Source organism: Rhizobium leguminosarum (genome assembly GCF_019798305.1).
GTDB classification, from domain to species: domain Bacteria; phylum Pseudomonadota; class Alphaproteobacteria; order Rhizobiales; family Rhizobiaceae; genus Rhizobium; species Rhizobium leguminosarum_U.
Map to the genome: position 1 here is coordinate 19766 of NZ_JAAXDD010000027.1, position 23201 is coordinate 42966.

The window sequence follows — 23201 nt, forward strand, 5'->3', positions numbered from 1 at the left end:
TCAGGCAGTGCGTTCGCGCCACCAGTCCTGTGCTTGAAGTTTCCAGTAGGTGAGCTGCGCCGCGGCAAGGCCGGCGACGCCTCCTGCCCAGACCAGGCCGAATGGCGCAAACAGCTTGTAACGATCGCTCTGGCCGAGGATGGCCTCGGCCACGAGTTTGCCGCCGATCGCGGTGGTGTTGAGCCCGTGGCCGCCGAAGGCCGTGCAGTGCCAGACGCCGGGCTCGACCTCGCCAATCTGTGGCATCAGGTGGCGGGCATAGGACATCAGGCCCGACCAGGCGAGTTCTGTCTTGAGGCCCGAGAGCTGCGGATAGGTGCCGGTCATCTCGCGGCGGAGTTCAGCAACGACGCCGGCCGTGGAGGCAGCGCGTGTGGTGATCCGGCCGCCCCAGAGGATGCGTTTTCCATCGTCCACAAGGCGGTAGTAATCGCCGGCGCGGCGGTTGTCGCCGATCGCATCGCGGGTCGCGATCGCGTTGGCGATCAGATCAGGCGCCTCCTCGCTGACCATCACATAGGTCGCGATCGGCAGGAAAGCGCGCTGGAGCCGCGGCTCCAGGCTGCCGGTGTAGCCGCCTGTCGTGAAGACCATGTGCCGGGCTCGGACTTCGCCATTGGCGGTGCGCACGCGTTTCTCCGCGCCTGAAAGGCTGGTCGAGATCGCTGCCGAACCCTCGAAGATCTTGCCGCCGAGCCGTTCGATTTCGGCGGCGATGGCGCGGAGATAATTCAGCGGATGCATGTGAAAGGCTTTGGGATTGCGGAGCGCCTGAAAATATCGTTGCGACTTCAGCACCGCCCGCACCTGCTCGGTGTCGAGATAGTCAAGTTCGTAGTCGTAGTCTTTGAGCAACTGCTCGCGGTAGGTCTTGAGCGACGCGGCATCATCATGGCGCAACACACTGGTGATGCCGGGCTGCGGCGCTGCACTCTCGATATTGAGATCGCGGATGGTGTCGCGGATGAATTCGACACCCTCCGTCGAGAGATGGAAGAGCTTTTTGGCGGCATCCTTGCCCGCCGTCCGGGCGATGTCATCGCTGCCGGTGGCGAAGCCGGGGGCTACGAAACCACCGTTGCGGCCGGACGCGCCGAAGCCCACGATCTCGGCTTCCAGCACGACCGCTTTCTTGCCGGCGCGGACGAGTTGCAGCGCAGTTGTCAGACCAGCCAGCCCTGCGCCGATCACGACCGCGTCGCAATCCTCCGGCCCAGAGAGGGAAGACCGCGACCGATCTTCGGCAATGGTTCTCTTGTAATACGTATCGGGGTAGGACATTGCATGCTCTTCGAAATGGAAGGCACGGGCGGGCAAAGCCGCCCGTGCGACGCCGCAAATCAATCTGCGCTATAGTCCTTGCCGTACCACTTGGTGGTCAGCTTGGCGAGCGTGCCATCCTTCTTCATCTCGGCGATGATGTCGCCGACCTTCGCGGTCCAGTCCGGGTCGACCTTTTCGGCGATCACGACGAGCGGCTCGCGGAAGGCATATTCGCCTTCGAGAACGCGGACCGGATAGCCGTTCTTGATCGCGTTCCTGGCCGTCTGTTCCGGCGCGATAACGGCGGACAGGCGAACGCCGTCACCGAGGCGAAGGTCGTCGAAAGGCAGCATGGAATCGGCGAACGTGCGCACTTCACCAGGCTCGAGCTTGTACTCGATCGGTGGAACGCCGGGCGCGTCTATCTCCAGGCGGCGATTGATGAAATCCTCCGAGGTCGTCGCGGTCTCGACGCCAATCACCTTGCCGTTGAGGTCGGTGACGGTCTTGGCGTTATTGTCCTTGTGCACGACGTAGACATAGGGGCTATAGTAATAGACGCCGACGAAATCAATCACTTGCGCACGCGGTTTGGTCGGTGTCACCGAGCCGACGCCGAGATCGTAGCGGCCCTGCCAGCGACCGCCGGTAAGCGTCGCCCAATCCGGCGTTTCGAAGCTGATCTCGACGCCAAGACGCTTGGCGATCTCGCGGGAAACATCGATATCGAAGCCGACCATTTGGTTGCTGTCGTCAAGATAGCTCTGGGGCGGCCAGCCACTGTTGGTGGCGACGACCATTGCCTTCTTTTCCATCACCCGATCGAGCGTCGCCCCAGCTTGAGCCTGCGTCGAAAGCGTCATTGCGGCCGCACCAAGTGCCAGCCATGTCAAAAGTCTCCTCATCGAAATCCTCCCTTTCCATCACATGAAGTATGTAAGATGTCTTACAACATAGATGAAAGGAATGTTATGGCGCTGTCAATAGCCACTCCGCCCCATTGATACGCCAAGCAGTATTGCACGCGCCTGTCCACCGTTCATTTCACGAGAAGCGTTACCTCGGCGATCGCCAGGGACTGGCAGACAGGAGGGAAGAAACGCCGTGCTTAGAAATTGCGACGGAACATCGCGTTGGAGGATCGACGATGGTCTGCTTTCGGTAAAAGCCCAGAAAACTTCAACGACCGAGATGAGGGCGCAAGGCAGCCGCATCCTTCAACAGCAAACAGATGTCCGCCTCGGGCCGAAGCCGGCCTTTTGTCGCTACCGAGGAAATCGACCAGCCGCTCGGCTCAGGCCCGTTTCGTCAGCGGAAAGCGGTCGCGCAGCAGCCGCAGCACCGATTCCGAAGGGATCGGTGGGCCGAAAAGGTAGCTCTGGCCGTAGTTGCAGCCCATCTTGGCAAGCTCGATCGCATCCTCGTTGGATTCGATCCCTTCCGCCACCACCTTCATCTCAAGTTCGCGTGCCATCGATATCACCGATCTGAGCACGATCGCCTTCTTGTCGCTGCTGTCGCGCACCAAAGTCTTGTCGAGCTTGATCGTGTCGAAGGGGAAGCGCGTGAGATAGGCGAGCGACGAATATCCGGTGCCGAAATCGTCGAGCGCCAGGCCGATGCCAGCCTCCTTCAGCTTCTGCAGCACGAGGCGGGCCTGTTCCGGATTTTCCATCACCATGGATTCCGTCAGTTCGAGCTTGAGGCGCGAGGGCTGGCAATGCGTCTTGGCGAGAACCGAACGCACATCGTCATAGAGCTCGTTATTGAGCAACTGCACGCTCGACAGGTTGATCGAGACGAAGATCGGCAATTCGCCGGTCTGGTGCTGCCAGCTCATCAGATCGTTGGTCGCCTGTTCCAGTGCGAACATGCCGAGGGGCCCGATAAGATCGGAGGCCTCGGCGATCGGAATGAATTCGGATGGCGGGATATTGCCGCGCTTGGGATGTTCCCAGCGCATCAATGCCTCGAAACCGGCGACCTCGACATCCTCCAGCCGTGCGATCGGCTGGTAGACCATCGACAATTCCTTGCGCTCGATGGCGCGGCGCAGATCCGTTTCCAGCTGCAGCCGGTCGGTGCCGAAGTCGCGGAAGGCCGGCTGGAACGGCTCGACGCGGTTGCCGCCGGCCCGTTTTGCCCGGTACATCGCAAGCTCCGCATCGCTGAGCAGGCCGGTGGCGCTCTCCTGCCGGTCGACCCAGGAGGCGAGTCCGACCGAGGCCGTCAGGATGATCTCGCGATTGGAAAAGTTGATCGGCACCATGATCGCCTTGCTGATCGCATCGGCAAAATCGGCGACCTTGGCCGGATTGTGCTCGGAAACCAGGATGAGGCCGAACTGGTCGCCGGCAAGCCGCGCCAGCGTGTCCTGCGGTTTCAACAGCCGGCGCAGCCGCCGCGTCAGCGCGATGAGGATGTTGTCGCCGGCGGCAACGCCCAGCGAATCATTGACCAGCTTGTAACGGTCGATGTCGATCACCATCACCGTCGGCCTGAGCGTGTCGCCGCCAGGCGCCAGCGCCAGCACCGACTGCAGCCGGTCGAGGAAGACCTGCCGGTTCGGCAGGCCGGTCAGATTGTCGTGCAGCGCATCGTGCAGCAGCCGTTCGACGGAATTCTTCTGTTCGGTCACATCAACGATCGTGCCGACGCAGCGGATGATCTCGCCGTTCGAGCCGAGCACCGGCCGGGCGCGGATCAGCAGCCAGTGGAAATGCCCGTCTTCGGCGCGGATACGGAACTCATGGTTCAGCCGCCCGCGCCGGTGTTCGAGCAGCACATCGAGCGTGGCGCGGAAGCGGTCGCGGTCGTCGGGATGCAGCCGCGGCAGCCAGTTGCGCGCCGCGCCATGCATGGTGCCCGGCGACAGGCCGAGCTTGATCGAGACGTCGGGAATGGTGACGACGCGGTCGCGCGCGACGTCCCAATCCCACACCATGTCGCCGGAGCCGGTCAGCGCCAGCGATTGCCGCTCGAGATCGGAAAACAGCCCCTGCTGGAAGGCGCCGCCGGCAAAAGCGTGCTGCATGACGGTGAAGCCGATCAACAGCACGATCAGCACCAGGCCGCCGCCGAGTGCCGGCTGGATGATGTCGTTGTCTAGCCGGCCGGTAACCGTCAGCCACGCCCCGAACAGCCAGACGAGCGTCAGCGCCCAGGCCGGCACCAGCAGAATGGCGCGGTCGTAGCGGTTGAAGCCAAGATAGATGATCAAGAGCAGCCCGGTCGCGGCCGTCAGCGCGAAGGAAAGCCGGGCGATGCCGGCGGCGATCGACGGGTCGTAGATCGCCACGCCGAAGAGCAAAGCAAGGCCGAGCACCCAGGCAAGCGTGGCGTAGCCGAGATGCGCGTGCCAGCGGTTGAGGTTGAGATAGGTGAAGAGGAAGATGACGAAACTCGAGGCCAGCGCCACCTCGGCGCAGGCGCGCCATATTCGCTGGTCGGCCGAGGCGACGCTGATCAGCTTGCCGAGAAAACCGAAATCGACGCAGATATAACCGAGCACCGCCCAGGCCAGTGCTGCCGTCGCCGGCAGCATCGAGGTGCCCTTGACGACGAACAGGATGGTCAGGAACACGGCGAGCAGGCCGGCAATGCCGAGCACGATGCCGCGATAGAGCGTGAAGGCGTTGATCGTGTCCTTATAGGCGTTCGGTTCCCAGAGATAGATCTGCGGCAGCTCCGGCGTCGACAGTTCGGCGACGAAGGTGATGACGGCGCCGGGGTTCAGCGTGATGCGGAAGACGTCGGCTTCGTCGCTCGGCTGCCGATCGAGCGCAAAACCTTCGCTCGGCGTAATCGCGCTGATGCGCTGCGAGCCGAGATCCGGCCAGAAGAGCTTGGAATTGACCAGACGGAAATGCGGCGCGACGATGACACGCTCGAGCTGTTCTTCCGAAACGTTGGCAAGCGCAAACACTGCCCAGTCGCCCTGATGGTTCTCCGAGCTTGCCCGGACCTCGATGCGGCGACGGATGCCGTCGGCGCCGGCCGCCGTCGAAACCTGGAAGGCCTCGCCCTGGTTGGCGTAGATCTCGGTCGTCGCCGTCAGGTCGAGCGCGGTATCGTCACGGGAAATTTTTACCGGTTCGGCCGCCTGGGCAACGCCCGCCGCGAAGGCGAAGGCCGCCAGGAAAAGGGCTGCGATCACCGCGATCATTCGTCCGGACGGTGACTTGGGCAGCATGCGGTCTCTTGTCATCGGCTGTCGGTTTTCCTGCCTTTATCCGTATCGGTGGCGAGACGTGAAAACATCACGTGGTCGTGCCACTGACCGTTGATCTTCAAATATCCGCGCAGATAGCCTTCCTGTTGAAACCCGGCTTTTTCAAGCAGACGGATGCTGCGCGCGTTATCTGGAATACAGGCTGCTTCGATACGGTGCAACTCAAGCCCGGTGAAGATGTAAGGAATAACCATTTGAAGAGCGGCGAACATGTGCCCCTGGCCGGCATGACGTTCGCCCATCCAGTAGCCGATCATGCAGCTTTGTGCCGCACCCCGTCTGATGTAGCCGATGGTGACGCCGCCGACGAGCGTCATGTCGTCTTTCAGGAAAATGAACAGCGGCACCGCCTGGCCCGAGGCATATTCCTGCTTGCCGCGGACGACGCGAGCACGATATGCGCCCTCCGTCAGCTCGTCGCGCCGCCAAGTCGGCTCCCAGGGTTCCAGGAATTTGCGGCTGTCGGCGCGCAATCGGTGCCACTGGTTGAAATCCTGATAGCGCGGCAGGCGCAGGAGATATCTGTCGTTCTCCAGCTGCACCGCTTCCGGCTGCCGCTGCAGGAACCGAAAAACCGATTTTGGCATCGATCACTCCCGGCAGGACCGACGTCGGCTCAGCGGCTTGCCTGCAGCGTCTTCGACGCCGGGACCGAAAGCGAGGCAGTGATGTCTTCCATCGGCGCGAGCTGTTCCAGTGGACCGATCGCCGAAAGCGTCGGCACCGTATCATAGAACAGCCGGCCGGCGAGGTCGGTCAGCCGCTCGATGGTGATGCCTTCCAGCCGCTCCATCATCTCCGGATTGGAGATCGGCCGGCCGTAAAGCATCATCTGCCTGGCGATCTGGCCGGCGCGGGCAGCCGGGCTTTCCGCACCCATCAACAGCTGGGCGCGGATCTGGGCGCGGGCGCGCTCGATTTCCTTCTGGTGGATCGCATCGGCCGATTTGTGCAGCTCATCGACGATGACGGGCACCAGCTCCGGCAGGTTTTCGCCGCCGGTCGCAGCATGAATGCCGAAGATGCCGGTGTCGGAAAAGCCCCAGTGGAAGGCATAGACCGAATAACAGAGGCCGCGGAACTCGCGCACCTCCTGGAAGAGCCTGGAGGACATGCCGCCGCCAAGGATATTGGCGAGGATTTGCGAGCAGTAGAAATCGCGGGCGTGATAGGGCTTGCCTTCGAAGCCGAGCAGGATCTGCGCGTCCATCAGGTCGCGCGGTTCGCGCACGCTGCCGCCGATATAACGCGCCGGTTCCATGACCGGCGGGGCGGAAGGGGTCGTCGGCAAGCTGGCGAAGCGATCCTCGACCATGCGCAGGAATTCTTCATGTTCGACGGCGCCGGTGGCGACCACGAACATGCGGTCGGTCGTGTAGTTGCGGCCGAGATAGCCACGGATCTGCTGCGGCGTGAAGGAGACGACGGTCTCCGGCGTGCCGAGGATCGCCCGGCCGAGCGTCTGGTCGCGATAGGCGACCTCGGAGAACCGGTCGAACACCACGTCGTCGGGCGTATCGTTGGCAGCGTTGATTTCCTGCAGGATCACCTGCTTCTCACGCTCCAACTCCTCTTCCTCGAAGGCTGATTCCGTCAGGATGTCGGCGAGGATATCGACGGCGAGCGGCACGTAGTCCTTGAGCACACGGGCATAATAGGAGGTCGTCTCGGTCGAGGTTGCGGCATTGACTTCGCCGCCGACATCCTCGATCTCCTCGGCAATCTGGCGGGCCGTGCGCCGCGCCGTGCCCTTGAAGGCCATGTGTTCGAGCAGATGAGCGATGCCGTGCTCGTCGTCCGTCTCGTTACGCGATCCCGATTTGATCCAGACTCCGAGCGCAACGCTTTCAAGATGCGGCATGGTCTCTGTGACTACTGTCAGCCCGGATTTCAGCCGGGTGCACTCAACTGTCATTGGCTATCTTTCTGCGCCTGCTGTCGTCTCGCCGCGGGCATGCTGGCCGATAAAAGTCTCAACGGCTTTCAGCTCCGGTTTGATGATCTGGAAACGCTCCTCCCTGTGCATCAGATCAGCAAGCCACGTCGGAAGCGCCGGGTCAATACCGCAGGCGGATTTTACGGCGGCGGGGAATTTCGCCGGATGCGCGGTCGAAAGCGTCACCATCGGCGTATTCGGCTTTTCTTTCTTGGCGGCGACGAAGACGCCGATCGCCGAGTGCGGATCCAGCAGATAGCCGGTCTCGGCGTGGGTCTGGCGGATCGTCTCGGCCACTTGGCTCTCGCTGGCGCGCCCGGCGCGGAAGTCGCGGCGGATCGCCTTAAGCGCTTGCGCACCGATCTCGAAGCCGTTGGATTGCTTGAGGCTTTCCATTGCCGCGCGCACCTTCGAGGCGTCGCGGTCATAGGCTTCGAACAGCAGCCGTTCGAAGTTCGAGGAGATCTGGATGTCCATCGACGGCGAACTCGTCGCCTTGACCGCCTTCATGTCGTAGCGCCCCGTTTTCAGCATCCGCGTCAGGATGTCGTTTTCGTTGGTGGCGATCACCAGCCGGTCGATCGGCAGGCCCATGCGCTTGGCGCAGTAGCCGGCGAATATATCGCCGAAATTGCCTGTGGGCACCGTGAACGAGATCTTCCGGTCGGGGCCGCCGAGCGCCACCGCCGCCGTGAAATAATAGACGATCTGGGCCATGATGCGCGCCCAGTTGATCGAGTTGACGCCGGAAAGTCGGACCTTGTCGCGGAAGGCCACGTCGTTGAACATTGCTTTCACCAGGTTCTGGCAATCGTCGAAATTGCCCTCGACGGCAAGCGCATGCACGTTTGGTGACGACGAGGTCGTCATCTGCCGCTGCTGCACCGGCGAGACCTTGCCGTGCGGGAAGAGGATGAAGATGTCGGTGCGCTCGCGCCCCGCAAAGGCGTCGATCGCCGCTCCCCCAGTATCGCCCGAGGTGGCGCCGACGATCGTTGCCCGCTCGCCGCGTTTTTCCAGCGCAAAGTCCATCAGCCGGGCGAGCAGCTGCATCGCCACGTCCTTGAAGGCGAGCGTCGTACCGTGGAACAGCTCCATGACGAAGCTGTTCGGCCCAGTCTGGACGAGCGGCGCGATCGCCGGATGGCGGAAGGTGCCGTAGGCCTCGTCGATCATCGCCCGGAACGTGTCGTCGGGGATCTCGCCATTGGTGAAGGGCGACAGGATGGTGAAGGCGATTTCCTGATAGCTCTTGCCGCGCAGCGCACGGATCTCCTTCTTCGAAAAGCTCGGCCATTTGCGCGGAACGTAGAGCCCGCCATCGCGCGCCAGCCCCGTCAGCAGGGCGTCGCAAAAGCCGAGGGAAGGGGCCTCGCCGCGGGTCGAGATATAGTCCACGTTCGTCATCCTTGATCTATCGCTGAAGGAAATCCGGCCGGGCGCCGCCGTGGCCCGGTCCGCTGGAAATCGAAAAGAGGCCGCCCTGCAGGCATGGTATCGCGGATATGCTGTTGACGTTGCCCGCATCCGGCGGCGAAAAGTGCATCAAAACGGCGCTTACCCAATCGATTTTTGTTTACGCCGCTGATATAGACCATCGCAAACCGTCATGAAAGGCCCCGCGAAAAAGACATGGGGCCTCCAAGAAACGCTTGCACAAGGGATGGAATATGGTGCTCGGCAAGGTCTCGCGTCTCATCGTCTCCGCATCTTTTCTTGCCTTGCTCACTGGTTGCAACTCGCTCGGTATAGGCGGCGACAGCAAGTCGTCGGCGCCGGCGACGCAGTCGAACGGCACCGCCCAGATCATGCCGCTGGCGCCCGCCAACCCGTCTTCGAACAATCCCTCGATCGGCACCGCTACGACGGCGCAGGGCACGGTCGCTCCCGTCGTCCAGGGCGCCTGCCCACAGATCTTCATGCGTGACCAGGATGCGATCTTCCGCACCTATGCCAAGGGCAAGAAGGACGATCCGCAGCAGATCGTCTTCCAGGCCTCCTTCGGCGATTACACCCGCCAGTGCACACTGAACGACACGAACCTGACGATGACGGTCGTTGCCCAGTTGCGCCTCATCACCGGCCCGGCCGGCACGCCGGGCCCCGTGACGCTGCCGATCCGCATCTCCGTCCTCGACGGCGAGACCGTGCTCTATTCCGAGGTCACCAAGTTCCCGACCGAGATCCCACCGGGTGCGCCGGGCACGCAGGTGGTCTTCCGCAAGGACGGCATCACGATGCCGGTCGGCTCCGGCGCCCTGGTGCGCGTCAATATCGGCTTCGACACCCAGCCGGCAAAGACCAAGAAGAGCAGCTAAGTTATTCCGGCGGCTGCTTCCGAGATACGGATGCACGACCTGCCTCATTCCTGTGCTCGTCACAGGAATCCAGCTAGGGCGCGTCGGCGCCGTGAATGACTCTCATCGATGAAGGCGTTCTCTTGCGCCCAAAGACTTAGGCGCACTGGATACCTGTGACATCCCTCGGGCAAAGCCCTGAGGACACAGCGATGAGGGAGGAGAAGGCGTGCTCACCTGGCAGAGCATTCAGCGTTTGAATCGGGAGGATCCATGGGCTCGATAGACTCGGAGCGTCGTGAACGTTGCATAGCCCCTGGTATCGAACTCAGCAGTCCGGCGCCTCAGAGAACGTTGTCCCATGCCGCCAGTGCGGCAACGACGCCGGGCAGGTCGTTCATGCGCGAGATTGCCGTTTCGGCGCCGGCATCGGTCAATTTGTCGGCATGGGCGGGATAGCTGTGCGACGCGCCGGTAAAGCCGATGACGCGCATGCCGGCGGCGCGCGCCGCATGCACGCCGTGGACGGAATCCTCGACCACGACGACCCTGTTGGGCGAAACACCCATCTGGCTTGCGCCATGCAGGAAGATGTCGGGCTTCGGCTTGACGCGGTCGGGGCCAAGATCCTTGGCGGAAAAGATGTTCGGCGCAAATAGCGGCTTGAGGCCCACCTTGGTGAGCATCATGTCGAGCCGCTTGGTGCTGGAATTCGAGCAGATGCAGCGCTTCATTGCCAGCCTGGAGACGGCGAATTCGACGCCCGGAATGGCTTGCACGTCCTGCGCCAATCTGAGGTCGAGCAGATGCTCCGACTTGTCAAGCAGGGAGGCCGAAAACGGGATGCTTGCCTCGCGCTCGATCTGCAGCAGGATATTGCGCCATGTCATGCCGGCGAAGCGCTCGCCCATTTCCTCGGCACCGATCGGATACCCGGCCTCGGTCAGAAGTCCGGATTCGACTTCCGCCGCGATGATTTCCGAATCGACGAGAACGCCGTCGCAGTCGAAGATGATGAGGTCGAAGCCGTCCATATGTTCACGCCTTGCTGGAAGTCTGGGCTGGAAGTCTGGGTCTTGTCCGGGAATGCTGCGGCTTTACACGATGCCCGGCCAAAGCTCAACCTGATCTCAAGCATGGCTGCGATGCGGCAGCCGCCCGGCTCCGTGGCGGTTGCCGGATCGGTCGTGTCGGATTGACTTGGGAACGAACAATGGCGAGCAGATAGCAGCCGTCAGGCCGCCAGCTGCCCACCCCGACGTCCAGCTACAGATTGCGTCGGCGCCGTCGCCCGAAGCTTGAACCGGGAAACGAGTTCGCGCAGCGTGGCAGCTTCCTGGGCAAGCTGGCCGGATGCCGCGGTGGATTGCTCCACCATCGCCGCGTTCTGCTGGGTCACCTGGTCCATGGAGTTGACGGCTGTGTTGACTTCGGCAAGGCCGGTCGACTGCTCCCTGGCCGATACGGCGATTGCATCCATGTGCTGATTAATGCGGGCAATCTGTTCACTGATTGCCTTCAGAACCTGGCTGGTGTCGAGAACCAGTTTGACGCCGCTTTCCACTTCCACCGAGGATTTCTGGATGTGGCCTTTGATTTCCTTTGCCGCCTGAGCCGATCGCTGGGCGAGCTCGCGAACTTCCTGGGCCACCACCGCAAAGCCCTTGCCGGCGTCTCCGGCGCGTGCAGCTTCGACGCCGGCGTTCAGCGCCAGCAGATTGGTCTGGAAGGCGATCTCGTCGATCACGCCGATAATGCTGGAGATCTGCTGGGACGAGGCCTCGATGCGGCGCATGGCCTCTTCCGCGTGCGACACGACCTCGGAAGACTTGGCGGCGTTGCGGTTTGCATCGGTCGCTTCAGTGCGTGCCTCGTCCGTGCGCTTGCTCGAGTTCGAGACATTGGCGGTGATCTGGTCGAGCGCTGCCGCGGTTTCTTCGAGCGAGGCTGCCTGCTGTTCGGTTCGTTTGGACAGATCGCCGGCCCCGGACGCGATTTCCCTCGTGCCTTCGTCGATCGCGGCAATGGCGGTCGCAATCGCGCCGAGCGTCTGATCGAGCTGCCGGATCGACATGTTGAAATCATGCCGGAGGTTTTCAAAGTCGGGAGCGAAGGGCTCGTCGATCTGGAAGGCGAGATCGCCGGATGCAAGCCTCTTCAGGCCTGCAGCGAGGCCTGATGTCGCTGCCCGCAGCCGAACGGCGGCATCTTCGTCAGCCTGCTTTCGGGCCGTGATCCGCTCGGCTTCGCCCTGCAATCGGGCTGCCTCGGCGTCCTGCTCGAATTGCTTGTTGGCAATCGCCGCCTGGCGGAAGACTTCGACGGCCGATGCCATCGTCCCGATTTCATCGGTGCGGCCGATCCCGGTGCAGGCAATGGCTGTGTCACCGCCGGCGAGCCTTTGCATATCGTTGGAGAGCGAAAGGATAGGCTTGGTGACGGTCTTGCGGGTCAGGAAATAGAGGCCAAAGGCGAAGAGCGCGGCCAAGGCCAGAAGTGCTTTCAGAACAATATCGACCGAAGCTTTTATCTCGGAGCTGTGCTTGGAAATATCGTCCGACGCCGCCGTGATCTGGTCCCCGGCCTGTTCCAAGGCCGTTTCCAACGTCGAGAACTGCGCCATGAAATCCGGCAACGCCTTCAATGCCGCGGTGGGATCCTTGCCGGCGAGATCGACGATGTCAGTGGCGCTTGCAACATAGGCAAGCAGGGGACGTTCGACGCTGGCAAGGATCGTTTTGGTCTTGTCGTCCGTGGCAAGCGCCTTGTTGGCGTCGATCATCTCGCGGAACGACGCGTCGTGCTCTGCCAGATCCGCCTTCACCGCGTCAGCGGCGATGCCTGCTGCCGGATTGGACGCCAGCATTGACGCGAGCACGTCCGCGCGCATGGCGTCGTGCATCATGTCGGCCTGCATGTGGTTGCGCAGAATTTGTGCCGATCGGGCAACGTCGGCGTTGTTGTCGGAAAGAGTCGAGGCGGACCAGATGCCGACCCCCGTGGCTCCGCCCGCCAATCCGAAAATTGCGATGCTCGCAATGATGATCTTATGCTGGATCGACGCCATGACAGGGCTCTCTCGTTAATTTAGAACGTGAGAGTAGCCGAACATGCTTAATTATTTTCTCATTACCACGTCGCTTAGCGGCGCAAAAACAACAGGTTGTGGTTGATATTTCATTCTCGACAAATGGTTGAGCTCTTTGTGCGTCGAGCGGATGCCTCGGTGCCGCACCTCACGGCGCCGACGATGCGATAGGGGTGGGGCTCGTCCATGTTTGCGATGCGCGAGCCCCATCCGACTATTCTTCCGGCAGGATGATCTTCCGATTGGTTGTGTTCTTCACCGGCTTTTCGCCGGGGACATGCGACATCGTGCGCGTCGTGCTATCCAGCGTGCTGCCGTCGGTGCTGGTCTTGGTGCGGGACTTGCTGAACGTTCCCTTGTCCACCGCCTGAGCCTTGGTCTGCGCCTTGAGCTTATCGCCATTGTCATTGATATGAGTCTTGCTTTGCGCGTTGCCGTCGGTGGTGGCGGCACTTCCGCCCGATCCGATCGAAGATGTCGTGCCACTATCGGTTCGACAGGTACCTGCGGTTCCGATCGAGCTGGCGGACGTGCCTCCGGCCGAAGCGCTCCCGCCTGTTCCGACCGTTCCGGCCGCATTGCACTCTTCGGCAAGAACGGCTGGGCTCGACGCGAGCAGCGCGATCGAGGCGGCTGCGATAAGGTTGATGTGTTTCATTGCCATCTCCTATTTCTTCGGCTTGGTGACGGAACAGGTTCCGTCAGACCGTTTGGTAATGACGGTGCCGTCAGGCCGGGTGATGCTCGCCGTCGAAAAGCTGTCGACGCTTCCCGATCCGGCCGAGGAACCGGCGGAGGCCGACGACGAAGACGAACCGCTCGATCCGCCGCCGGTCGTGGTCGATGAGGAAACATGTCCGTTGCCAGCCGTCACGGTGGTGGACATGTCCCCCGCCTGGGACTGGACGATGGTGCATGTGGTTCCGTCATCGAGCTTGATCTCCTCGGACATTGCCTGTCCGGCGATCAGGGCGAGTGAAGCGCCCAGTGCGATTGTGGAAAAGTTGGTCATTGGTCTATCTCCAAGGGATTGGCCGACGCCATAAAGGCGCCGGCCGACATCGTCAGCAGCCTTTGGTGCCGGCGGCGTCCTTCTTGACCTGTCCGGGTGCACAGCCCTTCTTGCCCTTATTGTCGTGAGAGCTTCCCGCAGCGCTGCCGCCGGTGCCGACTGTACTGCCGGTCTTGTCTCCGTCCGCTGACGAAGCACCGGTTCCGACGCTCGAGGCCGAGTTCGCATCGCCCGAGCCTGCAGCAGAGCCGCCGGTGCCGACCGAGCTGCTGGAGGTGCCGCCGCCGGCCGACGAACCGCCGGTGCCAAGCGTCGAAGCAGACCCAGAGCCGGAGCCGGAACCCGCTGCAGAGCCGCCGGTGCCGACCGAGCTGCTCGATGTGCCGCCGCCGGCCGATGAGCCGCCGGTGCCGAGCGTCGAGGATGAGCCGGAATTACAGTTGGTTGCGCCGGCAGGGCAGGTGCCCCCGGCAGAGCTGCCACCAGTACCGACCGTGCTGCTCGCAGTTCCGCCGCCAGCCGACGAACCGCCGGTGCCGACGGTGCTTGACGATTGGGCGAAGCCGGAAACAGCCGTGCCGGCCAGAAGGGCGGCCGCCAAGGCCAGATGTGTTGCCTTCATCATGGTGTATTCCTCCGTTTGTTTCTAACGTGCCGTCGCATCCGGAATGGATGGATAGCTGTCTGACAAACTTGGCTCTCACCCCACTGTTCCTGTCTTAGGCCCTCAGTCGGATGGGCGTGGGACCTTGGTCCGATCCTCGCCGCAAGGGTTGACGATCGAGCCTGATGGGAGCGCGCTCCCGCCCGCCCGGCTGTTCGCAATACCCGCATTTACTGGCTGGCGCGACACCATCCTCATTGCGGGCTCACCGGCTCGGGCGTAGCATGCAGGGCAAGAGGAGAGGGGAAATGAGGCTTTCAGCTTTCGTCCGACCGGCGGCAGCCGTAGCGCTGCTATTTGCCTTCACATCCACCGACGTCATTGCCAAGGGCAAGCACCGAAGCTGTGCGCAGCTGCAGGCGATGATGGATAATGGTCTGACCGGCGGAAAGCATGTCGGGGATGGGCTCGAAAAGAGAGCCAAAATTGAAAAGAAGATGAGGAAGAAGGGCTGCTAAGCGCCGGGTAACCTACGAGAGCCGGCGACGGGTGCGCAGCTGCGCGAAATCAAGGAGGATGAAAGCAGCCTCGGTGAAGCCGAGAGCAATCACGCGGCGCTGGCGCGCACTCTCGCGGCGCCGCAGGCGCATGTGCGGCAGGAAGATGAAAAGAGGACAGGTGCGTGAGGGGTCGGGGAGGTCGAGCGGCGCGCTTGAGAGCGTAATGAGACGGCAAGATCCCGCGCATTTTCATCGGAACAAATCGAAGGAATCCCGGTTCGCCCACCATCACTGGTGAAGCAAAAAGGAGATTCCAATGCTTCTGAGACTGCTCGCAGTAACAGCGCTTTCACTCGGCCTGACAACGGCCGCCATCGCACAATCCGGCGGCAGCGGTGGTTCCGGATCCGGTTCCGGCAGCAGCAGCGGTGCGTCCGGCTCCGGTAGCGGCTCGGATTCCGGTTCCGGCGGCACGGGTTCCGGCAATTCGTCTGGCAATTCGGGCGCGAAGTCGACAGATGGAGGAGGCGCAGGAGGAATGAACGGCGCGAACAACTCCGGCGGCGACCCGGATGACTGCCGACGCCAGCAAGCAGGCCAACCCGGCAATTCGGCCCCCTCCGGCACGACGACAAACAAGCCGGATTCTGCGACTGCCTGCCAATAAAGATGTAAATCGTTAGCGACTGGCTCCTGAGGGCACCTCGTGCCTTCGGGTTGATCGTCCGGCTGCTCCTTCGTCGTCGGGGGAGGGACGGCACCAGGGGGCCGCATCGCAATCTCACTCTGCTGATCATTTTATCGCGAAACGGTTGCAAGAATGATGTACGATACACAGCATCCGCTTCGCATGTGATCTGCAGGGAAAATGCGCCGTTGGAACGAGATCGAGATCGTTGCGGCTGCACCGCCGGAGGCCCATGCTCCGCCTTCGCGCTGCGATTGTTGGCGCAACCCCATCGCCGGCGGCACTTTTGACTGTCGCGTGGCGCTTTGCTTGAACTGAACGGACGCCCCAGGATCGAGATCAGGTCCGATCTTGCGGGCTGAGTCGATCTTTCGAGACCCTACAACTTGTCTGAAGTCGGCAAGGAATTGTTCAAGCGTTGGGAGCATTTAGTTGAACTGGTAGGTTGTCATCCTTCTGCGCCTCACCTACCGTATAGTTCCGTAAACGATTCCGGGGACGATGATGGGCGATGCATTGCGAGCCAGCAACCAGGTGCGCAGACTAACCTTCAATTTGCGCGGGCTGCGGGCGGGCGTCTCGGGCGTGGCGTTGGTGATGATGTCCACAGGGGCGGGCCAAGCCGCTGACTGGCGCGGTTTGACAAGCAGTGACTGGACAGACGGGAGCAACTGGTCGGGTGGAATCGTTCCCGGTGTCGGTACAACCGTCAACATCAGTACGGCGGGTGCACCGGGGAACACTCCGGTCGTCCTCGGCGTAACCGGGCCCGCCAGCGCTTCGGTAGGGTTGCTAACAGTCGGTCAAGGCGGTACCGTCCCCGGCGTTCTAACGATCCAAAATGGCAGCACCCTGACCAGCTCTGGCAGCTCCCGGGTGGGCGGTGCCGCCTTTACCACCGGAATTGCCACCGTCACCGGATCAGGATCGCAGTGGAACATCACCCCCACCAACTTTTATATCGGCTTTCTCGGTACCGGCACACTCAACATTGAGAATGGCGGGCTGGTCAACACGGGCACCACTGTCCTAGGTAACTTCGCCAGCTCTTCGGGCACCCTCAACATTAGCAGCGGCGGCACGCTCCGAACTCAAACATTGCGGGGCGGTGCCGGCGCCAGCCAAGCCAATTTCGACGACGGCATTCTGCGCGCGACGGCCGCCAATGCGACCTTCATCAACGGATTTTCCGGCACTGAACTAAACCTGCTCGCCGGCGGGCTGACGATAGATACTGCCGGCTTTGCTGTGGGAACCGACGCGGCGTCGGGGTTTTCAGGCGTCGGCGGCCTGAGTGTCACCGGTGGCGGTATCTTCAGCCTTCTGGCAAGCAGCATCTATACCGGCGAGACGCAGATCGACTTCGGCAGTGGCCTCGCGCTATCCGGCGCCGGCGCCATCGCCAATTCCAGCCGGGTTGTCGCCGACGGCACTTTTAACGTTTCGGCGGCCGCGGCCCCGACCATCCAGAGCCTGGCCGGCAGCGGCAGCGTCCTACTCGGAGCCCAAACCCTGACGATCGCCAATGCCAACGACACCTTCGCTGGCGTTATGGGCGGCACGGGCGGGCTGACCGTCACCGGCGGCAGGCAGACGCTGTCGGGCGTCAACACCTATACCGGCGCGACGACCGTGACCGGCGGCCGGCTTGCCGTCAACGGCTCGATCACCAGCCCGGTCACGACATCGGGCACAGGCATTCTCGGCGGCACCGGCACGATCTTCGGCGATGTGATCAATGCCGGCGTGGTAGCACCCGGCAATTCGATCGGCACGCTGACCATTGCGGGCAACTATACCGGCACTGGCGGCACGCTCGAGATCGAAACGGTCCTCGGCGGCGATGCCTCGCCGTCGGACCGCCTTGTGGTCACGGGCAATACGGCAGGTACGACCAATGTCACTGTCGTCAACCTCGGTGGCGGCGGCGCGCAGACGGTCGAGGGCATCAAGATCATCGATGTCGGCGGCATATCCGCCGGCAACTTCTCGCTGCTCGGCGACTATGTCTTCGAAGGTGATCAGGCCGTGGTCGGCGGGGCGTATGCCTATCGCCTCTACCAGGGCGGCGTCAGCACGCCTGCCGATGGCGACTGGTATCTCCGTTCGACCGAACTCGATGCCGCGGGCGCCGCGATCGGGCCGATCTATGCGCCGGGTGTGCCGCTCTACGAGGCCTATGCCGGCGTGCTGCAAAGCCTCAACCAGTTCGGCACGCTGCGCCAGCGCACCGGTGGGTGGATGCTCGACGGTGATCGATCCGCAGACCAGGACGGCAACACCGCCGCCACGGGAATCCAGACCCGCATCGGCGGTAACCGTTCACACTTCGAGCCGGAAAGCTCGACCACCGGCACCGACTATGAGGTCAGCAGTTGGACGCTGCAGGCGGGTGTCGACGGAATGCTGCGCGAAAGCGAGGCCGGTACTCTGATCGGCGGGATCAACTTTCATATGAACACCGCTTCGGCCGACATCTCCTCGCGCTTCGGCAAGGGCGACATCGACACCACGGGTTATGGCTTTGACGGCACCTTGACCTGGTACGGCAAGAGCGGCTTCTACGTCGATGCGCAGGCTGCCGTCACCTGGTATGATAGCGACCTCAAGTCCTCGACACTTCAAACTTCGCTTGCGAACGGCAATGACGGCTTCGGTTATGGCCTCAGCATCGAAGCCGGACAGAAGATTGCCCTGACAAGCCAATGGTCGCTGACGCCGCAGGCGCAACTCGCCTATTCCTCGGTGCGCTTCGACAGCTTCACCGATGCCTTTGGCGCCGATGTATCGTTCGATGATGGTGACAGCCTGACCAGCCGCCTCGGCATTTCGGCCGATTTTGACAGCGATTGGAAGGATGCCTCCGGAAAGACCAGCCACTCGACGCTCTACGGCATCGCCAATCTCTATTACGATTTCTTCGACGGCTCGAATGTCGATGTCTCGGGGACCAGCGTCGTCAGCGAAAACCAGGCCCTCTGGGGCGGTCTTGGCCTCGGCGGCTCGCTCAGTTGGTCTGACGAGCGATATGCAGCCCACGGTGAAGCCTTTGCCAGCACCAGCCTCAAGGACTTCGGCGACAGCAATGCTTACGGCGCCAAGATCGGATTCAGCGTGAAGTGGTAGCGATCAGCCATCAATCGGAAAAAGCCTCAGAAACTGCCGATCGCCCTCCGGGGAGAAGAAGATCGAGCGGCTTTCGGCGGTTCGCCGCGCCCAGCCTTTGTCGAGGAAGCTTGACAGCAACGCCTTTCCGAGGCTGCCGGCCAGATGCGCGCGCCGTTCGCTCCAGTCGAGGCAGGAGCGGCAGAGCGGGCGGCGCGACGATCTGAGGTCGCTAACATCGATGCCGATGCATTTGAGATCGCTTTCGCCCTTTTCCGTCAGCGCCAGGCCGTCTCCGACCGCGTCGATCGAGCCGGAGGCAATCAGGCTGTCGAGCATGCGCACGCCGTAGTCGCCGGCAAGATGATCGTAGCAGATGCGCGCCTTGCGCAGCGCCGGCTCCTTCGGTCCCGGCTGGTGACGCAGATGGCCGCGCCCGGCGGCAAAGCCCATCATGCTTTCGATCAGCCGGGCGACGGCCTCGTCAGCCAGGGTGAAATAGCGATGGCGCCCCTGCTTGCGCTGGGTTAGCAGCCCGCCGGCTTCGAGCTTGGCAAGATGGGTGCTCGCCGTCTGCACGGTGATGCCGCCGACGCCGGCAAGCTCGGTCGCCGTCAGCGCCCGGCCGCCGGTCAGTGCCGCCAGCATGTTGGCGCGGGCGGGATCGCCAATCAGCGCGCCGATCTGCGCAATGTCTGGACCTTCTTTCATACTTCGATCGTAACCGAAGCATCGCCGTCAGGCAATGTGCAAAAAGGGGTGAAGAGCCAAAGGAGAAAACCCATGATCACCTGCTTCATCCGTTATCAGATCGACCCTTTCAAGAAGGAGGCGTTTGCCGAATATGCCCGCAACTGGGGGCAGGCGATACCGAAGAACGGCGCCGACCTGATCGGCTATTACGGCCCGCATGAGGGATCGGCAACGACGGCTTACGGCGTCTACAATATCGAAAGCCTCGCCGCCTACGAAGCCTATCGCGCCAGGCTGGCTGCCGACCCGCTCGGCCGCGAGAATTATGAATTTGCCAGACGCGAAGGCTTCATCCTGAAGGAGGATCGCATCTTCCTCAAAAATGTCTCCGCCCCTCACGCCAAGCTGGTGCTGCCATGATCGCCGTCATCTTCGAAGTCGTGCCCTATATGGGCGAACGCCACAAATATCTGGATCTCGCCGGCGAGCTGCGCGCCGATCTCGAAACGATCGACGGCTTCATCTCGATCGAACGTTTCGAGAGCCTGACGACCCGCGGCAAGCTGCTGTCGCTCTCCTTTTTCCGCGATGAGGCAGCGGTGAAGGAGTGGCGCAATCTCGAGTCTCACCGGGCAGCCCAGCAGGCCGGCCGCGGCGGCATTTTCGCCGATTATCGGCTGCGGATCGCCAGTGTCATCCGCGATTACGGCATGTTCGAACGCGACGAAGCACCGGCCGACAGCCGCAAGGTTCACGATGCGGCGTGACCCGTGGCGTCCAATCCGCCCCGTCCAGGGGCGCCCTGACAGCCGGTTGTCGATCTGGAGAAATAGGGACAAACCTAAGACCCTGCGTTGGTATTCTCGCCGTCACGCATTGGCGCACCGGTTTGAACTATGGGCGTGACAACGAATTTATTTCATCTATCAAATTGAAGGATATGCTACCGACAGCCAAAATCGCTAACCGAACGGGAAAGCCAAATCGTGTGGGCGTCAAGATAATAAAATTTACGTGGGTGGCTATATTTTCCTTTATTTCCATTGACTTAGCGCTCCTGATAATTTCGACCGCTATAATGTTCATCCAGAATCCTGATTTCATCGGAGTTACATTCCCAGAACGGGCAATCTCGGATGCTGCGCGCTTGACCAACGGCAGTCGAAACGAAATCGAAGGAGAATGCAGCATAAAGGGCAGCTATTTTGAGAAGAGCGTTAGCTGCGACATGAGAAGAACTCAGCATGGTAAAATAACAGACACTATATTGCTGGAATATACCCTGATGTTTGACTCGATAACGAGTATTGCCGATACTCGGGAAAATGTAGAATAGAAAGATGGCTGACGCCGTTGAACCTCAGTTCAGCCGCGACGGGCTCGGGCCATCTCAGCCCAGTTTGCCCGACTGCCGCCCGAATAAATTCCCGAAATCGGCCAGCGCTTCAGGCTTTGGTAACTAAGTTGCGTAACCATAACGGACAGTTAAGCGTAGAGCGTATGAGTGAGTATCAGAATGGCATCAGTTTTTCCGCTTACCGACCTCAAGGCTTCCGTCAAGTCGGATTCCCGGCAGGATTCCAGGGCCGGGTCTTGGGTCGACACGATCATCAAGGGCGATTGCGTCAGCGCCCTTGAAGCTTTGCCCAGCCACTCCGTCGACATCATCTTTGCCGATCCGCCGTATAATCTCCAGCTCGGCGGAACGCTGCATCGTCCCGACCAGTCGCTGGTCGATGCGGTCGACGACGAATGGGATCAGTTCGCCTCCTTCGAGGCCTATGACGCCTTCACCCGCGCCTGGCTGCTGGCTTGCCGCCGCGTGCTGAAACCATCAGGCTCGATTTGGGTGATCGGCTCCTACCACAATATCTTCCGTGTCGGCGCCACGCTGCAGGATCTGAATTTCTGGATCCTCAACGACATCATCTGGCGCAAGACCAACCCGATGCCGAATTTCAAGGGCCGCCGTTTCCAGAACGCCCATGAGACGATGATCTGGGCAAGCCCCAGCGCCAAGGCCAAGGGCTATACCTTCAATTACGATGCGCTGAAGGCCGCCAATGACGACGTGCAGATGCGCTCCGACTGGCTGTTCCCTATCTGCAACGGCAGCGAGCGGCTGAAGGGCGAGGACGGCAAGAAGGCGCATCCGACGCAGAAGCCGGAAGCACTGCTCGCCCGTGTCATCATGGCGTCGACCAAGCCCGGCGATATCGTGCTCGATCCCTTCTTCGGCTCGGGAACGACGGGTGCCGTCGCCAAGCGTCTCGGCCGCCACTTCGTCGGTATCGAGCGCGAACAGGATTATATCGACGCCGCCGCAGCCCGCATCGCTGCCGTAGAGCCGCTCGGCAAGGCGGAACTGACCGTCATGACCGGCAAAAAGGCCGAAGTCCGCGTCGCCTTCAACGTGCTTGTTGAAAGCGGCCTGATCAAGCCCGGCCAGGTGCTGACCGACGCCAAGCGCCGCTATAGCGCGATTGTCCGCGCCGACGGCACGGTAGCATCCGGCGGCGAGGCCGGCTCCATTCATCGTCTCGGCGCCAAGGTGCAGGGTCTCGATGCATGCAACGGATGGACCTTCTGGCATTTCGAAGATGGGCAGTCCCTGCGCCCGATCGACGATCTCAGGTCCGTCATCCGCAGTGATCTGGCAAAGGCGGAGTGAGCAGCGCCTCTGATGGATCGAAACTACCTTCTTCCGATTTCCCTCCAGTTGCGGAAGAAGACCAAGGCGCCCGGGGTCAAACCCGGGCGTCTTCTATTCGAAGATCGCTCAACCTATCACTCGATTGGGCTGCTGCCGGAAAGGAAGCGTTGCTGAGCTTCCTCGATGTCGTTCATGGGAATACAGCGCGCCGCCCACAAATAGTTGACTGCTACGCCATCGAAGCCGGGCTCTCCCAATATCACATCAGACCTATTCACCGTCCATTGGAGGAGAGAGCCTCTCCCGATGATCCGCTTCTGACAGCCAAATCGCACACATGCGAATGCAGTGGATTTAGTGACCGGGATACAGCTAAATCCTAGGTTCCGGAGTTTCGTTGCCATCGCGGCTTCGTTTCCGTTCACTTCGGCAGCCAGCTTGTGCACGAACGCTTTGTAGTCATCGAGAACGAGCGGCAATGGAGCGAGTGCATCGTTGCGAACGTCGCCAGCTTGCGCACCGCTCCAGCTTCCAAAGCAGACCGAGAGGACAAGCGCGAGACAGCTTGACGTTTTGTGCCTTGATTGGTTGATCACAACACTTGCCTCATCCCCAAACTCCCTTCAGCAATGAACAGATTCGCCGTCAAGAATCTCGTCAGGCGGCTTGGAAGAAATGCCATTTTCAGTCGATTTCCGGTGCGCCCATAATCCTCGTTGTGCGGAGTAGGCAAGGCGCCCGGGGTCAAACCCGGGCGTCCTCTTTTCAAAAATCCCGGTAATCGGTGACCTCGACCCGCGTGACGCGGCCTTCCGCATTGAAGGTGATCGTCTCCTCACCCTCGCGGACCAGCGGCTTGCCTGATTTGCTGTGGGTGGCGCGCACCGACCAGACCGACCGGCCGGATTGGGCCGTCAACGTTTCCACCAGCGAATTTTCCGCCGTCTGGTCGGGATAGTCGTCGAAATAACGCCGGAACGCCGCCATGATCTCAGCCCGTCCGGTGAGATCGCCGACGCCGTTCGAGACATAGGTGGCATCCTCGGCGAAATAGGCCTCGATGGTGGGAAAATCGAGGGCGTTGATGGCGGCGTGAAAACGTTCGATTTCTTCTGCGGGGTCGAAAGCCAT

General features: G+C 61.6%; 22 protein-coding genes. 8 read left to right on the top strand and 14 right to left on the bottom strand.

What is annotated here, in order from left to right:
• The 6 genes from HFO99_RS31755 to thrC form a co-directional block, all read right to left on the bottom strand.
• Positions 1–1281 (bottom strand): NAD(P)/FAD-dependent oxidoreductase, encoded by a 1281-nt coding sequence (locus HFO99_RS31755; protein ID WP_222365619.1) that lies wholly within the window; start codon positions 1279–1281, stop codon positions 1–3.
• Positions 1282–1340: 59 nt separating this feature from the next.
• Positions 1341–2168, bottom strand: coding sequence for a transporter substrate-binding domain-containing protein (locus tag HFO99_RS31760; RefSeq protein WP_222253781.1), 828 nt, complete (start codon positions 2166–2168; stop codon positions 1341–1343).
• 389 nt (positions 2169–2557) lie between these two features.
• Positions 2558–5470 (bottom strand): sensor domain-containing phosphodiesterase, encoded by a 2913-nt coding sequence (locus tag HFO99_RS31765; RefSeq protein WP_222298912.1) that lies wholly within the window; start codon positions 5468–5470, stop codon positions 2558–2560.
• On the bottom strand, positions 5467–6081 hold the full coding sequence (locus tag HFO99_RS31770; RefSeq protein WP_017963151.1) for a GNAT family N-acetyltransferase: 615 nt from the start codon (positions 6079–6081) through the stop codon (positions 5467–5469). Before HFO99_RS31770 ends, HFO99_RS31765 begins: the two co-directional genes overlap by 4 nt.
• A gap of 29 nt (positions 6082–6110) precedes the next feature.
• Entirely contained in the window at positions 6111–7409 is a 1299-nt protein-coding gene (locus HFO99_RS31775) for a M16 family metallopeptidase (protein WP_222333195.1), read from the bottom strand.
• 3 nt (positions 7410–7412) lie between these two features.
• Positions 7413–8837 (bottom strand): threonine synthase, encoded by a 1425-nt coding sequence (gene thrC / locus HFO99_RS31780; RefSeq protein ID WP_222365620.1) that lies wholly within the window; start codon positions 8835–8837, stop codon positions 7413–7415.
• Between the two features lie 263 nt (positions 8838–9100).
• Here thrC and HFO99_RS31785 point away from each other — a divergent pair, with 263 nt between their 5' ends.
• Positions 9101–9748, top strand: a complete 648-nt coding sequence (locus HFO99_RS31785; RefSeq protein ID WP_222333193.1) for a hypothetical protein — start codon at positions 9101–9103, stop codon at positions 9746–9748.
• 323 nt (positions 9749–10071) lie between these two features.
• On the opposite strand, the gene HFO99_RS31790 is transcribed toward HFO99_RS31785, so the two are convergent.
• From HFO99_RS31790 to HFO99_RS31810, 5 genes are all read right to left on the bottom strand, one after another.
• The gene (locus HFO99_RS31790) at positions 10072–10761 is read right to left on the bottom strand and encodes an HAD family hydrolase (protein ID WP_222333191.1); all 690 of its coding nucleotides are present in this window, start codon (positions 10759–10761) and stop codon (positions 10072–10074) included.
• A 200-nt stretch (positions 10762–10961) separates the two neighbouring features.
• Positions 10962–12794, bottom strand: coding sequence for a methyl-accepting chemotaxis protein (locus HFO99_RS31795; RefSeq protein ID WP_222365621.1), 1833 nt, complete (start codon positions 12792–12794; stop codon positions 10962–10964).
• A gap of 235 nt (positions 12795–13029) precedes the next feature.
• Positions 13030–13473: a hypothetical protein gene (locus HFO99_RS31800; protein WP_222365622.1), complete on the bottom strand. Its 444-nt coding sequence runs from the start codon at positions 13471–13473 to the stop codon at positions 13030–13032.
• 9 nt (positions 13474–13482) lie between these two features.
• Entirely contained in the window at positions 13483–13827 is a 345-nt protein-coding gene (locus HFO99_RS31805; protein ID WP_222333188.1) for a hypothetical protein, read from the bottom strand.
• Positions 13828–13879: 52 nt separating this feature from the next.
• On the bottom strand, positions 13880–14452 hold the full coding sequence (locus HFO99_RS31810) for a hypothetical protein (protein WP_222333187.1): 573 nt from the start codon (positions 14450–14452) through the stop codon (positions 13880–13882).
• A gap of 287 nt (positions 14453–14739) precedes the next feature.
• Between HFO99_RS31810 and HFO99_RS31815 the strand changes: the two genes are divergently transcribed.
• From HFO99_RS31815 to HFO99_RS31825, 3 genes are all read left to right on the top strand, one after another.
• Positions 14740–14949, top strand: a complete 210-nt coding sequence (locus tag HFO99_RS31815) for a hypothetical protein (protein WP_222365623.1) — start codon at positions 14740–14742, stop codon at positions 14947–14949.
• A 298-nt stretch (positions 14950–15247) separates the two neighbouring features.
• A complete protein-coding gene (locus tag HFO99_RS31820) occupies positions 15248–15598 on the top strand; it encodes an oxidoreductase (protein WP_222365624.1) in 351 nt (116 codons plus the stop codon).
• Between the two features lie 525 nt (positions 15599–16123).
• The gene (locus HFO99_RS31825; protein ID WP_261323428.1) at positions 16124–18745 is read left to right on the top strand and encodes an autotransporter outer membrane beta-barrel domain-containing protein; all 2622 of its coding nucleotides are present in this window, start codon (positions 16124–16126) and stop codon (positions 18743–18745) included.
• Positions 18746–18748: 3 nt separating this feature from the next.
• On the opposite strand, the gene HFO99_RS31830 is transcribed toward HFO99_RS31825, so the two are convergent.
• Entirely contained in the window at positions 18749–19435 is a 687-nt protein-coding gene (locus HFO99_RS31830) for an ArsR/SmtB family transcription factor (RefSeq protein WP_222365625.1), read from the bottom strand.
• A gap of 72 nt (positions 19436–19507) precedes the next feature.
• Between HFO99_RS31830 and HFO99_RS31835 the strand changes: the two genes are divergently transcribed.
• The 4 genes from HFO99_RS31835 (at position 19508) to HFO99_RS31850 (ending at position 22088) form a co-directional block, all read left to right on the top strand.
• A complete protein-coding gene (locus HFO99_RS31835; RefSeq protein ID WP_017993201.1) occupies positions 19508–19837 on the top strand; it encodes an NIPSNAP family protein in 330 nt (109 codons plus the stop codon).
• Entirely contained in the window at positions 19834–20184 is a 351-nt protein-coding gene (locus tag HFO99_RS31840) for an antibiotic biosynthesis monooxygenase family protein (protein ID WP_222365626.1), read from the top strand. The genes HFO99_RS31835 and HFO99_RS31840 overlap by 4 nt, the downstream gene beginning before the upstream one ends.
• Complete coding sequence (locus HFO99_RS31845) at positions 20181–20753, top strand: hypothetical protein (RefSeq protein WP_261323429.1); 573 nt, start codon at positions 20181–20183, stop codon at positions 20751–20753. Before HFO99_RS31840 ends, HFO99_RS31845 begins: the two co-directional genes overlap by 4 nt.
• Positions 20754–20933: 180 nt before the next feature.
• The gene (locus HFO99_RS31850; RefSeq protein WP_222365627.1) at positions 20934–22088 is read left to right on the top strand and encodes a site-specific DNA-methyltransferase; all 1155 of its coding nucleotides are present in this window, start codon (positions 20934–20936) and stop codon (positions 22086–22088) included.
• A gap of 116 nt (positions 22089–22204) precedes the next feature.
• Here HFO99_RS31850 and HFO99_RS31855 read toward each other — a convergent pair whose 3' ends face one another.
• Both HFO99_RS31855 and HFO99_RS31860 read right to left on the bottom strand, forming a co-directional pair.
• Positions 22205–22666 (bottom strand): hypothetical protein, encoded by a 462-nt coding sequence (locus HFO99_RS31855; protein WP_222365628.1) that lies wholly within the window; start codon positions 22664–22666, stop codon positions 22205–22207.
• A 169-nt stretch (positions 22667–22835) separates the two neighbouring features.
• The gene (locus tag HFO99_RS31860; protein WP_222365629.1) at positions 22836–23201 is read right to left on the bottom strand and encodes a nuclear transport factor 2 family protein; all 366 of its coding nucleotides are present in this window, start codon (positions 23199–23201) and stop codon (positions 22836–22838) included.

What these genes read in the sequence shown, in the direction of transcription:
- HFO99_RS31755 (WP_222365619.1), bottom strand. Translation starts at nt 1,281, where the DNA reads ATGTCCTACCCCGATACGTATTACAAGAGAACCATTGCCGAAGATCGG.
- HFO99_RS31760 (WP_222253781.1), bottom strand. Translation starts at nt 2,168, where the DNA reads ATGAGGAGACTTTTGACATGGCTGGCACTTGGTGCGGCCGCAATGACG.
- HFO99_RS31765 (WP_222298912.1), bottom strand. Translation starts at nt 5,470, where the DNA reads ATGACAAGAGACCGCATGCTGCCCAAGTCACCGTCCGGACGAATGATC.
- HFO99_RS31770 (WP_017963151.1), bottom strand. Translation starts at nt 6,081, where the DNA reads ATGCCAAAATCGGTTTTTCGGTTCCTGCAGCGGCAGCCGGAAGCGGTG.
- HFO99_RS31775 (WP_222333195.1), bottom strand. Translation starts at nt 7,409, where the DNA reads ATGACAGTTGAGTGCACCCGGCTGAAATCCGGGCTGACAGTAGTCACA.
- thrC (WP_222365620.1), bottom strand. Translation starts at nt 8,837, where the DNA reads ATGACGAACGTGGACTATATCTCGACCCGCGGCGAGGCCCCTTCCCTC.
- HFO99_RS31785 (WP_222333193.1), top strand. Translation starts at nt 9,101, where the DNA reads ATGGTGCTCGGCAAGGTCTCGCGTCTCATCGTCTCCGCATCTTTTCTT.
- HFO99_RS31790 (WP_222333191.1), bottom strand. Translation starts at nt 10,761, where the DNA reads ATGGACGGCTTCGACCTCATCATCTTCGACTGCGACGGCGTTCTCGTC.
- HFO99_RS31795 (WP_222365621.1), bottom strand. Translation starts at nt 12,794, where the DNA reads ATGGCGTCGATCCAGCATAAGATCATCATTGCGAGCATCGCAATTTTC.
- HFO99_RS31800 (WP_222365622.1), bottom strand. Translation starts at nt 13,473, where the DNA reads ATGAAACACATCAACCTTATCGCAGCCGCCTCGATCGCGCTGCTCGCG.
- HFO99_RS31805 (WP_222333188.1), bottom strand. Translation starts at nt 13,827, where the DNA reads ATGACCAACTTTTCCACAATCGCACTGGGCGCTTCACTCGCCCTGATC.
- HFO99_RS31810 (WP_222333187.1), bottom strand. Translation starts at nt 14,452, where the DNA reads ATGATGAAGGCAACACATCTGGCCTTGGCGGCCGCCCTTCTGGCCGGC.
- HFO99_RS31815 (WP_222365623.1), top strand. Translation starts at nt 14,740, where the DNA reads ATGAGGCTTTCAGCTTTCGTCCGACCGGCGGCAGCCGTAGCGCTGCTA.
- HFO99_RS31820 (WP_222365624.1), top strand. Translation starts at nt 15,248, where the DNA reads ATGCTTCTGAGACTGCTCGCAGTAACAGCGCTTTCACTCGGCCTGACA.
- HFO99_RS31825 (WP_261323428.1), top strand. Translation starts at nt 16,124, where the DNA reads ATGGGCGATGCATTGCGAGCCAGCAACCAGGTGCGCAGACTAACCTTC.
- HFO99_RS31830 (WP_222365625.1), bottom strand. Translation starts at nt 19,435, where the DNA reads ATGAAAGAAGGTCCAGACATTGCGCAGATCGGCGCGCTGATTGGCGAT.
- HFO99_RS31835 (WP_017993201.1), top strand. Translation starts at nt 19,508, where the DNA reads ATGATCACCTGCTTCATCCGTTATCAGATCGACCCTTTCAAGAAGGAG.
- HFO99_RS31840 (WP_222365626.1), top strand. Translation starts at nt 19,834, where the DNA reads ATGATCGCCGTCATCTTCGAAGTCGTGCCCTATATGGGCGAACGCCAC.
- HFO99_RS31850 (WP_222365627.1), top strand. Translation starts at nt 20,934, where the DNA reads ATGGCATCAGTTTTTCCGCTTACCGACCTCAAGGCTTCCGTCAAGTCG.
- HFO99_RS31860 (WP_222365629.1), bottom strand. Translation starts at nt 23,201, where the DNA reads ATGGCTTTCGACCCCGCAGAAGAAATCGAACGTTTTCACGCCGCCATC.